The sequence below is a fragment of the Novipirellula methanifontis genome (assembly GCF_052161655.1).
Taxonomy (GTDB): domain Bacteria; phylum Planctomycetota; class Planctomycetia; order Pirellulales; family Pirellulaceae; genus Novipirellula.
Map to the genome: position 1 here is coordinate 8,396,645 of NZ_CP197418.1, position 12,997 is coordinate 8,409,641.

22 protein-coding genes are annotated in these 12,997 nt (G+C 52.3%); 21 read left to right on the forward strand and 1 reads right to left on the reverse strand.

The features are described from left to right. Positions 1-206: 206 nt before the first annotated feature. Positions 207-569 carry a DUF2752 domain-containing protein gene (locus tag SH528x_RS29750; RefSeq protein WP_442512204.1) on the reverse strand — a complete coding sequence of 121 codons (363 nt, stop codon included), beginning with the start codon at positions 567-569 and terminating at the stop codon, positions 207-209. A gap of 303 nt (positions 570-872) precedes the next feature. On the opposite strand from SH528x_RS29750, the gene rpsJ reads away from it, so the two are divergent. The 21 genes from rpsJ to secY all read left to right on the forward strand — a co-directional run bounded on the left by rpsJ (position 873) and on the right by secY (position 12,975). Further along, a complete protein-coding gene (gene rpsJ, locus SH528x_RS29755; protein ID WP_081614220.1) occupies positions 873-1,199 on the forward strand; it encodes a 30S ribosomal protein S10 in 327 nt (108 codons plus the stop codon). A gap of 316 nt (positions 1,200-1,515) precedes the next feature. After that, complete coding sequence (gene rplC / locus SH528x_RS29760; protein WP_442512205.1) at positions 1,516-2,169, forward strand: 50S ribosomal protein L3; 654 nt, start codon at positions 1,516-1,518, stop codon at positions 2,167-2,169. Positions 2,170-2,177: 8 nt separating this feature from the next. Further along, entirely contained in the window at positions 2,178-2,828 is a 651-nt protein-coding gene (rplD, locus tag SH528x_RS29765) for a 50S ribosomal protein L4 (RefSeq protein ID WP_442507060.1), read from the forward strand. A 103-nt stretch (positions 2,829-2,931) separates the two neighbouring features. Continuing rightward, positions 2,932-3,252: a 50S ribosomal protein L23 gene (gene rplW / locus SH528x_RS29770; protein ID WP_442507061.1), complete on the forward strand. Its 321-nt coding sequence runs from the start codon at positions 2,932-2,934 to the stop codon at positions 3,250-3,252. 77 nt (positions 3,253-3,329) lie between these two features. After that, on the forward strand, positions 3,330-4,190 hold the full coding sequence (gene rplB, locus SH528x_RS29775) for a 50S ribosomal protein L2 (protein ID WP_442507062.1): 861 nt from the start codon (positions 3,330-3,332) through the stop codon (positions 4,188-4,190). A gap of 77 nt (positions 4,191-4,267) precedes the next feature. Then, positions 4,268-4,540, forward strand: coding sequence for a 30S ribosomal protein S19 (rpsS, locus tag SH528x_RS29780; RefSeq protein WP_442507063.1), 273 nt, complete (start codon positions 4,268-4,270; stop codon positions 4,538-4,540). Between the two features lie 31 nt (positions 4,541-4,571). Beyond that, positions 4,572-4,931: a 50S ribosomal protein L22 gene (gene rplV, locus SH528x_RS29785; protein ID WP_442507064.1), complete on the forward strand. Its 360-nt coding sequence runs from the start codon at positions 4,572-4,574 to the stop codon at positions 4,929-4,931. 95 nt (positions 4,932-5,026) lie between these two features. Continuing rightward, positions 5,027-5,737: a 30S ribosomal protein S3 gene (gene rpsC, locus SH528x_RS29790; RefSeq protein ID WP_442507065.1), complete on the forward strand. Its 711-nt coding sequence runs from the start codon at positions 5,027-5,029 to the stop codon at positions 5,735-5,737. After that, the gene (gene rplP / locus SH528x_RS29795; protein ID WP_442507066.1) at positions 5,676-6,092 is read left to right on the forward strand and encodes a 50S ribosomal protein L16; all 417 of its coding nucleotides are present in this window, start codon (positions 5,676-5,678) and stop codon (positions 6,090-6,092) included. The genes rpsC and rplP overlap by 62 nt, the downstream gene beginning before the upstream one ends. A gap of 73 nt (positions 6,093-6,165) precedes the next feature. Further along, positions 6,166-6,375 carry a 50S ribosomal protein L29 gene (gene rpmC / locus SH528x_RS29800; protein WP_442507067.1) on the forward strand — a complete coding sequence of 70 codons (210 nt, stop codon included), beginning with the start codon at positions 6,166-6,168 and terminating at the stop codon, positions 6,373-6,375. 31 nt (positions 6,376-6,406) lie between these two features. Continuing rightward, entirely contained in the window at positions 6,407-6,745 is a 339-nt protein-coding gene (gene rpsQ, locus SH528x_RS29805) for a 30S ribosomal protein S17 (protein ID WP_442507068.1), read from the forward strand. 116 nt (positions 6,746-6,861) lie between these two features. Next, positions 6,862-7,230 (forward strand): 50S ribosomal protein L14, encoded by a 369-nt coding sequence (gene rplN, locus SH528x_RS29810; RefSeq protein ID WP_339937223.1) that lies wholly within the window; start codon positions 6,862-6,864, stop codon positions 7,228-7,230. Between the two features lie 109 nt (positions 7,231-7,339). Then, on the forward strand, positions 7,340-7,684 hold the full coding sequence (rplX, locus tag SH528x_RS29815; RefSeq protein WP_442507069.1) for a 50S ribosomal protein L24: 345 nt from the start codon (positions 7,340-7,342) through the stop codon (positions 7,682-7,684). A gap of 128 nt (positions 7,685-7,812) precedes the next feature. Further along, positions 7,813-8,391, forward strand: a complete 579-nt coding sequence (gene rplE, locus SH528x_RS29820; protein ID WP_442507070.1) for a 50S ribosomal protein L5 — start codon at positions 7,813-7,815, stop codon at positions 8,389-8,391. A gap of 86 nt (positions 8,392-8,477) precedes the next feature. Continuing rightward, on the forward strand, positions 8,478-8,663 hold the full coding sequence (locus SH528x_RS29825) for a type Z 30S ribosomal protein S14 (RefSeq protein WP_442507071.1): 186 nt from the start codon (positions 8,478-8,480) through the stop codon (positions 8,661-8,663). Between the two features lie 22 nt (positions 8,664-8,685). Beyond that, a complete protein-coding gene (gene rpsH / locus SH528x_RS29830; protein ID WP_008703506.1) occupies positions 8,686-9,084 on the forward strand; it encodes a 30S ribosomal protein S8 in 399 nt (132 codons plus the stop codon). Positions 9,085-9,215: 131 nt separating this feature from the next. Further along, positions 9,216-9,761, forward strand: a complete 546-nt coding sequence (rplF, locus tag SH528x_RS29835) for a 50S ribosomal protein L6 (RefSeq protein WP_442507072.1) — start codon at positions 9,216-9,218, stop codon at positions 9,759-9,761. 49 nt (positions 9,762-9,810) lie between these two features. Beyond that, positions 9,811-10,179 (forward strand): 50S ribosomal protein L18, encoded by a 369-nt coding sequence (gene rplR, locus SH528x_RS29840; RefSeq protein WP_442507073.1) that lies wholly within the window; start codon positions 9,811-9,813, stop codon positions 10,177-10,179. A gap of 45 nt (positions 10,180-10,224) precedes the next feature. Then, the gene (gene rpsE, locus SH528x_RS29845) at positions 10,225-10,752 is read left to right on the forward strand and encodes a 30S ribosomal protein S5 (RefSeq protein ID WP_442512206.1); all 528 of its coding nucleotides are present in this window, start codon (positions 10,225-10,227) and stop codon (positions 10,750-10,752) included. Positions 10,753-10,816: 64 nt separating this feature from the next. Beyond that, positions 10,817-11,323, forward strand: coding sequence for a 50S ribosomal protein L15 (gene rplO, locus SH528x_RS29850; RefSeq protein ID WP_442507074.1), 507 nt, complete (start codon positions 10,817-10,819; stop codon positions 11,321-11,323). Between the two features lie 251 nt (positions 11,324-11,574). After that, positions 11,575-12,975, forward strand: coding sequence for a preprotein translocase subunit SecY (gene secY / locus SH528x_RS29855; RefSeq protein ID WP_339937242.1), 1,401 nt, complete (start codon positions 11,575-11,577; stop codon positions 12,973-12,975). Positions 12,976-12,997: the final 22 nt, after the last annotated feature.

Genomic DNA, 12,997 nt, shown 5'->3' on the forward strand with positions numbered 1-12,997 from the left:
TCGCATCACCGAACCGATGCCGACTGCGACAACACAGCGGCAAAAAGGCGATTCCTATTAAAGCTAAAGAGTGTCAAAGTCACTGCATACGCTTTTTCACGGACTCTACGCCACACCGATTTTATAAATCGGTGACGATAGCTGGATTGAATCACCCTGACCGCCGATAGCAATCAGATCAGTCGCTGTCGTTCACTGGCAGTTGTTCACTGATAGAGACGAAATACCCAATCCACTAGCGTGACCAATGTGATCCCAATCGCGGCAACGCCCACCTGCTTATGATACCGCATGACGTCAAAGTCTGGCTTAACAACGCAAACTGCCGATGTTACCACGACGACACAAGCAGCAATTGCCAGCAAAAAACCGCCCGAATTTGACTGGACACTTTGCAACCAGTGGCCCTGCGTGAAATAGGACCAGGATGTGGTCATTCCGCATGCGGGGCAGCGAAACCCGAAGATAATCCGTGAAGAGCAGGGTGGAAGGCCGAGCTGTTGATGCGTGCCAAGCCCTTGTTGGCTCGGGCTCAGTTGGCTTGCGGTAATTAACAAGCCAAACGGCACCAAGCCAACCAAAAGCGTAAAACCTCGAATTATCCCACGTTTGCGATGCAATCGAACCTCCTAAACTGCCGGGCCGCCTCAGTTGACGTGTTAACCGATAAAGAAATTGAAAAGAATTTTCACGAAACGTTCAACAGCCGTTGACGCAAATCGGAATCGCGCGTAAATTCTCCGCCTTCCACCTGGGCGAATATCCGCTCCGGGACCATGGAGTTCTATCGTGCTCGGCCAGTCAAAACAACTGGCACAAACGGCACCGATACAACAACTTTCCTTACCCTATTTTTCGACGGACTTGCGAACGTGTCAGCCGGTGCTAGTGAGGTTATCCGAATTCGTATGGAAGCATACGATCACTCTGTGCTGGACATTAGTGCACAGGAAATCGTCGATACGGTAAAACGAACACACAGTGAAGTTCATGGACCGATTCCGTTGCCGACTCGCATTGAGCGATACACGGTATTGTCGGGTCCTTTTGTAAATAAGAAATCTCGTCAACAATACGAGATCCGGACGCATAAGCGTCTAATCGACATTGTCCAGGCTACCGCCAAGACGATCGAAGCGTTAAACAAGTTAAGCCTTCCGGCCGGTGTTGATATCAAAATCAAGGCATCAGCACGCTAAGCCGACTGGTCAATCGCCGAGTGGAACTGCCTGTTGTCCCGATGAAGGGGCAACTCTTCCGAAACCCTCTGACGTTTCGTTGGCTGTTCCGCGGCACCATTTGTACTCAGTCTTAAGAAGCAACGGTTTCCGAAATGAACGGAAGTCGAGTCGATAACCACAGAGTCTTGCCTCGCTATTGATTAGCGACGCAACCCGGTCTCTACAGGTTCGGCTCGGCGATCTTGGGTTCCAACACACGAACGACGGACGTCCCGCAAAATGACGGGGCGAGATGAATTATATGTCACCATCAATTCTCGGCAGAAAGGTCGGGATGACTCAGGTCTTCCTGGAAGACGGCACGTCGGTACCGGTAACGGTTATCCAAGCGGGCCCCTGCCATGTCCTACAACTTCGCAACGAAGAGCGTGACGGTTACCGAGCAGTTCAGTTGGGATTCGAAGATAAGCCACGCCGCCTTGCAATTCGCAGCGAGCGAGGCCATGTTGCGAAGCTAGATAGCAAGCGAGCCAAGAATCGCGCCGCCGCTGGCGTTGAAGCGATTGCCAAGGCTGGTTGCGAGCCGCAACGATTCGTTCGCGAATTTCGAGGCGAAAGCGACCTCGAGGTGGGTGCAACGGTTACGGTTGACCAGTTCGCCGAAGTCAAAAAAGTCGACGTGACGGGCACAAGTAAAGGTCGCGGTTTCGCAGGCGTTATGAAACGGCACAACTTTTCTGGGCAACGAGCGTCGCACGGTGTCAAGAAATGTCACCGATACGCGGGTAGCACGGGTTGCTCAGCAGCACCGAGCCGCGTTTTCAAGGGCCTTGCAATGGCAGGTCAATACGGCAACACAAAGACGACTGTACGAAACCTGGAGTTGGTTCGTATCGACGGCGAGAACAACTTGTTACTCATCCGCGGTGCAGTTCCCGGTCCAAATGGTGGTTTCGTTTCGGTCCGCCAAACTAACAAAGTGGGTTAAAGCATCCGATGGCATCCCTAACCATTTACAATGCTACCGGCGGCGAAGTCGGTCAGTACGATATCGATACCGAGACAATCGCGAACCGCGTCAGCAAGCAGTTGCTGCACGATGTCGTTGTCATGTACCAGGCGAACAAACGCCAAGGTTCACACAACACTCGTACTCGCGGCCAAGTGAGCGGTACAACGAAAAAGATGTATCGCCAAAAAGGAACGGGCAACGCTCGCGCCGGTAGCAAGCGAACCAACATTCGCCGTGGCGGCGGTGTAGCCCGGACAGTGAAGCCTCGTGATTACAGCTACCGTTTGCCTAAGAAGGCAATCCGGTTGGCGACTCGCATGGCGATCCGCTCCAAGATCGACGACGGCGAAGTGCTCGTTATCGACAGCCTTGGGTTCGAAAAGCCAAAGACCAAAGAAATGGCGACGATCTTGAAGGCATTGGGCCTAGAAGGTTCGAGCACTTTGGTAGCCACCGCAGACCAAGACATGGTTGTTTACAAGAGCGGCCGTAACATCGAAGGCGTCAGCGTCCACCCGGTTCGCGACCTCAACGCGTTGGAAATCTTGCGTCCCAAACGGATGCTGGTCACCAAGGACGCGATGGACAAGATCAAAGACGGATCGTTTGCTGGCACGCAAGCCAGTGACGAGTAGAGCGAAAGCAAAACTCGTCCGCGATCGAAACCGATGGCACCGCCCACCGGATCGAATAGTCGCAACCGCAGAACAAACAACGTATTAGCCGAGCGAAGAAACAATGGCACACATCAAACCACCCGCACCCACAAGTCCGATCGAGCTGGAACCCCACCAGGTTCTGCTTCGCCCGCTCGTGACTGAAAAAGGGGTACACCGGGCAAGCCGAAATAATCAATACGCATTCCAAATTCACCGCGACGCGACCAAGCTCGACGTGAAGAAGGCTGTGGAAACTCTTTTCGACGTGAAGGTCGAAAAGGTTCGAACACAGACTCGGAAGGGCAAGTCACGGCGATACCGCTTCCGAGCCGGCCGCACCGCCGACTGGAAGAAGGCGATTGTCAAGCTGGGCGAAGATCACCGTATCGACTTCTTCTAGCCAACATTGGCAGCGACTTCGCTGCGACATCGAACATAACTGACCACTGCAAACTGTTAACTGCTGACTGAATCATCATGGGAATCCGAGTCTACAAACCGACAAGTGCTGGACGCCGAAACGCGTCAGTAAGCGACTTTGCCGATTTGACTCCTGGTGCCAAGCCAGAGCGTAATTTGCTTCGCAAGAAGCGAAAAACGGGCGGCCGCAACAACCAGGGCAAGATCACAGCACGTCACCGTGGTGGCGGACACAAGCAAATGTACCGCGTCATCGACTTCCGTCGTCAGAAAGACGGAATGCCTGCGGTAGTTGACTCCGTACAATATGACCCGAACCGTTCGGCGCGTATCGCTTTATTGAAATACGCTGACGGCGAAAAGAATTATGTTGTCGCACCCGCTGGCCTTAAAGCTGGCGATACCGTACACAATGGCCCTGACGCCGCACCGGTTGTTGGCAATTGCTTGCCACTGAAGAACATCCCTCTGGGAACTTCGGTTTGCTGCATTGAATTGCGTGCAGGTCGCGGAGCAACGCTTTGCCGATCTGCTGGAACGCAGGCAACATTGATGGCTCGCGAAGCAGACTGGGCTCAAATTTCATTGCCAAGCGGTGAAATCCGTCGTATTCCAAGCGTTTGCCGAGCGACCATTGGTCAGGTTGGCAACAGTGATCACATGAACGTTCGACTTGGAAAAGCCGGTCGTTCGCGATGGTTGGGACGTCGGCCTCACGTTCGCGGTACCGCGATGAACCCGATTGACCATCCGCACGGTGGTGGTGAAGGTCGAACCAAGGGTGGTCGTCACCCAGTTAGCCCTCAAGGCAAGAGTGCCAAGGGTGGAGCGACTCGCCAAAAACGCAAACCAAGCAACAGCTCGATCGTACGTCGACGCAAGAGTCGTCGTTATGGCCAGTTGAAGCTACACAAGTAAGACATTCACCAGGAACATTTTCCTCTGGGTTTAAAACGTTGTCGGTTTGAACCTGGCATTTTGAAATTGATTGATTTATGAGCCGCAGCAGCAAAAAAGGCCCGTTCGTCGACCCGAAGTTGTTCTTCAAGGTCCAAAAGCAACTCGATGGTGCACGTGCCGAACCAATCAAGACTTGGGCTCGTGCTTGCACGATCGTGCCTGAGTTCGTGAACATCACGTTCATGGTTCACGACGGTCGCAAGCACGTGAAGGTGCTTGTTTCCGAAGACATGGTTGGTCACAAGTTAGGCGAATTTGCTCCGACGCGAACCTTCAAGGGTCACGGCGGCAAGGGCGGCAAGAAGTAACACGTTGGTGTAACCGAACACGAGATAAGTTATGGCAAGTTTCACAGCACATTACCGGAACGCGAGAATCAGCGCACAAAAAGTGCGTCTTCTGGCGAACTTGGTCCGAGGCATGTACGCCGACGAGGCACTCGACACGCTCAAGTTTCAACCCCAACGTGGTGCAAGAATGCTTGAGAAGTGCATCAAGAGTGCAATCGGCAACGCACAAGATCCCGACCAGAACGATGGCCGCAGTCACCGGACTGAAGAGTTGGTGCTGACCGATGTCCGCATCGACGGCGGTCCGATGCTCAAACGCATCCGACCTCGTGCTCGCGGTACCGCGTTCATGATCAAGAAGCGAAGTAGCCACATTCATGTTGGCTTGACGCCGATTGACGAAGTTTAATCCGACCAAATTTGACGAATCGATTGCTTCGCCCGGCGAAAGCAGCGGCGAAATCACACCAATCCCGTTAGAAAAGAACACACGAGTCCTAAGTTATGGGTCAAAAAGTCAACCCGATTGCGTTTCGACTAGGCGTTACACGCGGCTGGAACAGTCGTTGGTATGCGTCGAAGCAGGACTTTGCGGACTTGTTGGTGGAAGATCGCAAGTTGCGAAATTTCATTACCAAGCACCCCAAAAAGACACAATACAAGAACGCGGGCATCGATCGCATTGAGATCGAGCGAACGCGAGACGAAGTTCGAGTGATGTTATACGTCGCACGACCAGGTCTGATCATCGGCAAGAAGGGTCAAGAAATTGAGATCCTGCAAGCTGAGCTTCAGAACTTGATCGGACGCCGCATCAACTTGAAAGTCGAAGAAGTCGGACGCCCCGAGCTGCAAGCTCAATTGGTGGCCGAAGATATCGCACAACAACTGACCAAACGATCGAGTTTTCGTCGTACGATGAAGCGATCGCTTGAGCAGACAATGGACGCCGGAGCCAAAGGGATCAAGATCCAATTGGCAGGCCGTCTTGGTGGAGCTGAAATGGCTCGCCGTGAGAAACAAATTGCGGGTTCAATTCCGTTGAGCACCCTGCAAGCGAAGATCGATTACGGAACGACTGAAGCGATGACGCCACAGGGGCACATCGGGATTCAGGTTTGGATTAATCAAGGTACTTACGGAGACGAATCCGATGGCGCTGATGCCCAAGCGGGTCAAGCATCGAAAAAGCCAAAGAGGTCGCATAAAAGGTAGCGCGACGCGCGGCAACACAGTCGTCTTCGGTGACTACGGTATTCAATCGCTAGATGCGGGTTGGATTCGAGCCACGACGATTGAAGCCGGTCGTATCGCTGCCCAGCAATACGTCCGCGGCGAAGGAAAGCTTTACATCCGAATCTTCCCTACGAAATCAGTAACCAGCACACCGTTGGAAACTCGTATGGGTAAAGGTAAGGGAGAGCCAGACTTCTGGGCCGCGGTCGTGAAGCCGGGAACCATTTTATACGAACTCAGTGGTGTAACCGAACAACAAGCCAAAGTCTGTTTCGCACGTTTAGCGAGCAAACTGCCGGTGAAAGTTCGGTTTGTCGAACGACGCACTGCATAATGTGAGTCCGATGCGGCGACCAAATTGATGGTCGTCGCGAATAGTTCGCCAACACCTAAGACATTTCAAAGCTATGACAAAGACAACCGAACTTCGCGAGATGAGCGACGATCAGCTGGAAGCAACAGCAAAAGAAGCGGGTGAAACCCTGTTTCGTTTGCGGTTCCAGTCGCAATCGGAACGACTCAATACTCCTAGCGAAATCAGAAAAAACCGCCGCACGATTGCTCGGGTCAAAACGATCCAAACAGAGCGTTCCAAGGCGAACACAACTAACTCCTAATTTCCCGTCCGCCAACGGGTACTAAAGACCTATGCCAAAGCGCGTTGTTTCCGGAACCGTGACCAGCGACAAGATGAGCAAAACTCGTCGTGTCGAGATCAATCGTGTCGTCAAACACCCTAAGTACAAGAAGTATGTTCGCAGTCGGACGATTTGTTACGTCCACGACGAGAACAACGAGTCGGGTGCTGGCGATCGCGTTGAGATCATCGAATCCGAGCCACTGAGCAAGCTGAAGCGATGGAAACTCGTTCGCGTGCTTGAAAAGAGCACCGAAGTCGATTTGGCTGCACTTCGTGCGGCTCGAAAGGCATCGGCCGAGGCGGAAGCCATGGAAGCGACTCACGCCGGTGAGCCGGACAAGGCGTAATGTCTTTGGTGTGATTCGTTTTCGAACGAATTCAGATCGAGGCAAACGGTTTAACCACCGTTAATCCCCATACAATTTTCGTTTAGTAGCGGAATGGCCACTGGCCACGACAGATCATGATCCAACAAGAATCCCGACTTGAAGTTGCCGACAACACCGGCGCCCGACAAGTAATGTGCATCAAAGTACTCGGAGGCACCCGCCGCCGATTCGCTGGTGTGGGTGACGTGATTATTTGCAGTGTCAAAAGCGTGATTCCTGGCAGTGAAGTCAAGAAGAAGGCAATTGTCCGTGCGGTAATCGTGCGTACGAAGACTCCAACGCGTCGCCCCGATGGCAGCTACATCAAGTTCGACACCAACGCGGTAGTGTTGATCGACAAAGATAAGGCGCCTCGCGGTACTCGTATTTTCGGTGCCGTCGCTCGTGAGCTTCGCGACCGAAGCTTCATGAAGATTGTTAGTTTGGCAAACGAAGTGGTTTAATAACGGAAAGTCGCCAGAATCAGGGCTCTGAAGAGCTCTCGAGACTTGGCTTTCTAGAAAACCACGATAGATTAAGCAATCCAAATTTTTAACCCAGTACAGATTAGCCATGTTTTTCCGCGTTGATGATGAAGTCCAGGTGACAGCGGGTGCCGACAAAGGGCACAAAGGAAAGATCCTGAAGATCGATCGTAAAGAAAATAAGGTTGTCGTCGAAGGTGCGGGCCGAGTTTGGAAGCACGTTCGTCGTAGCCAGAAGAATCCACAGGGTGGGCGTCTGAACAAAGAAATGCCCATCTCGGCAAGCAACGTGATGTTGATTGACCCCACCACCGGTACACCGACTCGCGTAGGCGTTCGCTATTTGGCGGATGGCAGCAAAGAGCGTTTCGCCAAGAAGAGTGGTGCGACGTTGGGCAAAGTTGCTCCAGCACGAGCAAAATACGCAAAGTAGTAGTCGGTGACATCGGTGGACGAATGAGTTCGCCACACGAGCCGCAGATCCTTGCAAGTCGTCCAGTGCGTCGGCTTGAAAGCAAACAAAATACAACCGTTCAACACATTAGATGTAGCTGAGCCAAAATGGCTGAATCCAAACCACGAATGCAAGTTCGCTATGAAGAGACCATACGCAAAGCGTTGGCCGAACAACATAGCTATGGGAACCCACACCAAATTCCACGTGTCGAAAAGATCACGTTGAACATGGGCGTTGGTGCGGCGACCGGCGACAAAAAGGTGCTCGACCTGGCAATTGAAGCCATGACCGAGATCACAGGCCAAAAGCCAGTGGTCACCTTGGCTCGCAAGTCGATCGCAGGTTTCCGCTTGCGTGAAGGCATGCCAATCGGATGCATGGTCACCCTACGCCGGCAACGGATGTATGAGTTTTTGGACCGTTTGATTTCGATCGTTTTGCCTCGAGTCCGTGACTTTCGCGGAATCAACCGAAACGCTTTTGATGGTCGCGGAAACTACACGCTTGGCTTGAGCGAGCAAACTGTGTTTTCGGAGTTGAACCCTGACAAGTTCACTCGTCCTCAGGGAATGAACATCACGATCGTGACCTCGGCACGAAGTAACGACGAAGCACGCGACCTGTTGACCCAGTTCGGAATGCCGTTTAAGGCCGAGAAGAAGAAAAGTACAGACGCGGCTTAAAGTCACGATTGTCGAGTTGGACGCAGCCGACCCACATATTACGAATCAAAACAAAGACCCTGAATTAATCAACGGAACCAGCGCCCGTGGCAAGTAAATCAAAAATCGCGAAGGCCGGCCGAAAGCCCAAATTTAGCTCTCGACAAGAGAATCGCTGCAAATTTTGCGGTCGTCCTCGGTCGGTGTACCGCAAGTTTGGCTTGTGCAGAATCTGTTTTCGCGAAAACGCCAACATCGGGTTGATCCCAGGCGTTCGCAAGGCCAGTTGGTAATTCAAAGGGGAGAACACTAATTATGATGACAGACCCAATTGCCGACATGCTTACACGAATTCGCAATGCGGTACGCGTTGAGAAGCCGTATGTGGACATTCCTACGAGCCGCGTTAAGCGTGGTATCGCGGATGTGCTCAAACGAGAAGGCTTCATCTGGGATTGGAAGGAAGTTGACGAAGAAAACCCTTCGCCAACCCTTCGCCTGGAATTGAAGTACGGCCCCAACGGCGAACGCGTGATCCAATCGATCAAGCGAATCAGCAAGCCAGGCCGTCGGCTTTACAGCCACAGCAAAGAGTTGCGTCCGGTACTCGGAGGGATGGGCATTAGCATCATCAGTTCCAGTAAAGGCGTGATCAGCGATCGTGAAGCTCGTCGCGACAAAGTCGGTGGCGAAGTTCTTTGCGAAGTTTCCTAGTACGTATTCTGGGCCGGAATTGATCGAACGATCAATGGCCCGCTTGCGAACTTAATCCAAACAACATTTTTGTACAGTCAATCGGCGACGCTCTCGTAGTAGACCTCGCTGCAGATAACGAAGACATAACCATGAGCCGTATCGGAAAAAAGCCGGTTAAGATCGCCAGTGGCGCGAAAGTAGCTGTTAGCGGCAACGTCATCGAAGTAGAAGGCCCCAAGGGCAAGTTGACGTTCGAACACCGTGATGAAATCACCATCACCGTTAACGATGATGACAAAGAAGTGGTCGTCAGCCGTGACAACGACGAGCGGACTTCTCGTGAGCTTCACGGGCTGACGCGAGCGATCGTAAAAAATATGATCGAAGGCGTAACCCAAGGTTACGAAAAGAAGCTCGAGATCGTAGGCGTCGGTTATTTGGCAGCGATCAAAGGCGACGTTCTTCAACTTCGCGTTGGATTTGCTAACGAGCTGCAACGCAAAATCCCAAGCGATTTGCAAGTAACATGTCCTGACCAGACTCACATTGTGATTCAGGGTTGTGACAAGCAGAGCGTTGGTCAGTTTGCCGCTGATGTGCGTGCATGTCGCAAGCCAGAACCTTACAAGGGCAAGGGCGTGCGATACCAAGGCGAATACGTCAAGATCAAGCCTGGTAAGTCTGCTACGAAGTAGTCATTCGGCGTCAAACATAAAACTGGGCATAGAGTTAGCGAATAGAACGATGGACAAGAACAAGAAGCTTCAAAAGAAACGTGTACGTCGACGTAATCACGTCCGCAACAAACTGCGTGGCAGTGCGGATCATCCTCGACTATGCGTGCAACGATCACTCAAGCACTTTAGCTGCCAATTGGTTGACGACGAAGCGGGCAAGACAATCGTGAGTGCAAGCACTCGTGACAAGTCGGTTCGTGATAGTGTTAACAATGGCGGCAACAGTGACGCGGCAGCTGCGATTGGCAAATTGATTGCCGAACGTGCTACTTCGGCCGGAGTCACAGCAGTCAAACTCGATCGTGGTCATAACAAGTACCACGGACGTGTGAAAGCATTTGCTGCAGCCGCGCGTGAAGCCGGACTGCAGTTCTAGAGTTTGATCTGAGTAGACAAAGAATCATTTCCTGAGGACAGAACGATTAGTAACGGACCACGAAACAAGCGTAATTCGGGCGAAGAGAATCATCTCGGTGATTTGCTGGATCGCGTCGTCAAGATCAAGCGTTGTGCTGCCGTTGTTAAAGGTGGTCGACGTTTCAGTTTTGCGGCGATGGTTGTTGTCGGCGACGGCAAGGGCAAAGTCGGCTGGGGCTACGGCAAAGCCAACGAAGTTCCTCCGAGCGTTCAAAAAGCACAAAAGCAAGCAGCCCATAGCTTGATCGAAGTTCCACTCGTTGAGGGCAGCATCCCTCATCAAGTTTGGGGCCACTTCGGTGCGGCGAAGGTACTTCTCATTCCAGCCGGTGCTGGTACGGGTATTATCGCCGGTCAAGCAGTTCGTGCGGTTTGCGAAGCTTCCGGCATCCACGACATTTTGACCAAGTCGTACGGAACCAACAATCCAGTCACTTTGGTCAAAGCGACCATCGATGCACTTTCCAAACTGCGTACTCGCGAGCAGATCGCTGCTCTGCGAGGCGTAGAACTCGACGAAATGACCGTATAATTCGGTTCCAGTTCGCCGACCATCTAGACAACGATCACCATTAGAAATTGACTCAGGTTTCGTTATGAACCTCAACGACGTGCATCGCGGGATAACCAAGCACCGCAACCGAAAACGTATTGGTCGTGGACCAGGTAGCGGTACCGGCAAAACATCCGGCCGTGGACACAATGGACACAAGAGCCGCAGCGGTTACAGCCGCAAGCCCAACTTCCAGGGCGGTGCGATGCCAATGTTCCGTCGTATCCCGAAACGTGGTTTCAATAACCGCTTTGCGACTTCGGTATTCGCCGTTAACGTCGGTCGTTTGAACGACGCGTTCGAAGATGGTGCGGAAGTCACGTTGAAGATGTTGGCTGACAAAGATCTCGCCAAGGGTACCTTTGACGAAGTCAAGATCCTCGGCGATGGCGAGTTGACCAAGAAGTTGACTGTTTCCGCACACCGATTCAGCAAATCGGCCGAAGAGAAAATCACTGCAGCCGGTGGAACGATCAACAAGTTGATCGCCAAGCGTGCTCCAGCAGAACGCGTCGCCGACTTGAAGAAGCAAGCCGCTGCGAAAGCGTAACCTGGTACCAGGAACCGAAATTAGAATTTAGATCAAAAGGGTGGATGCGTGCATTCACCCTTTTTTTCATGGACGACCGCTCACTTCCCTATCGCTCCAAATCCACCTAAACGGTAGACTCCGCCGATAGTGGTTAGTGAACCGCGTTTCGTTCACACCGTGGGGTGGCCTTTTCGTGAAAAGGTTGCCATTAGGATTTAGGCAGGCTTGTAAACAAAGACCTGTCCCACACTCTGAGATAGCCTAGACGTATGTTTGAGAAACTACGAATCATTTTTTCGATTCCAGAGCTTCGTAAGAAGGTTCTGCTGACGATTGGTCTGTTGGCGGTCTATCGGATCGGATTCCACATTCCATTGCCGATGATCGCAACCAATATGGGCGATGCGGCGGGCGGTGCGGCGTCAGATTTCTTCGAGAAAGTCAGCGTGTTCGCAGCGAGCGATCTTCGCCAAGCGACCATCTTTGGTCTTGGAATCATGCCCTATATTTCGGCATCGATTATCTTCCAGCTGCTCGGGAGCGTCTACAAGCCGCTCGAAGAGTTGAAAAAGGAAGGCGAGGCCGGTCGTAAAAAGCTGAACGAATACACTCGTTACTTGACCGTGTTCATCTGTGTTATCCAAAGCTACATGTACCTCAAGTTCATGTTGATGGCGGGTGGTAGCACTGGTTATGGCAATATCAACCCGAACTTCCTGAACGCGGATGCCACGGGCTTGTACTTTGGCTGGCAAATGGTTGCCGTATTGGTAATGACCTGCGGTACTGTGTTCTTGATGTGGCTCGGTGAGCAGATCGATGAATACGGAATCGGCAACGGGATCAGTTTGCTGATCATGGCTGGCATTTTGGCTCAGATGCCAAAAGCGCTTTACGAATTGATCCGCAATATGAAAACCGAATTGACCGGTTTGAGCCGCGGCCAGGTGGGGATCGAAACCTTGATCCTGCTCGTGCTGCTGTTTGTTGGCGTCGTCTTCGGGGTGGTCTTCATCACGCTTGGACAACGCAAGATTCCGACTCAATCTGCGAAATTCACACGCGGTCGCCGCGTCTATGGCGGAACTCGCCAGCACTTGCCACTGCGAATTAACCAAGCGGGCGTCATGCCGATTATTTTCGCTAGCAGCTTGTTGATGATCCCGGGCGTAATGTTCGGTTTCTTGGCCGGTCGCTTCGAAAGCGGTGGGGGCGTGTTCAACGTCATGAACTTGTTCAGTTTGACGCTTAGCGACCAGACGTCGTACATCTTTAACTTGTTGTATGTCGCTCTGATCTTCTTCTTCTGTTTCTTCTGGACCGCGATCACTTTCAATCCGAAAGAGATGTCGGACAACCTGCGAGACAGCGGAACGTTTATCCCAGGTTATCGTCCCGGCAAGCGAACCACCGATTACTTGGAAAAGGTGATGGTGCGAATCACGTACGTGGGTGCAGCGTTCCTTTCGATCGTGGCGATTGTGCCAACGATTGTTTACGGTTCACTTGGTGTGCCTTATTCGATCGCGGGCTTCTACGGCGGTACGGGATTGCTGATCGCGGTGAGTGTTGCTTTTGACTTGGTTCAAAAGATCGACTCGCACTTGGTGATGCGAAACTATCGTGGCTTGCTCGAAGGAGCCGGCGGCGGCGTTTCGCCTGTGGTATAGTGGTCCGACCGGAAGCCAAAAT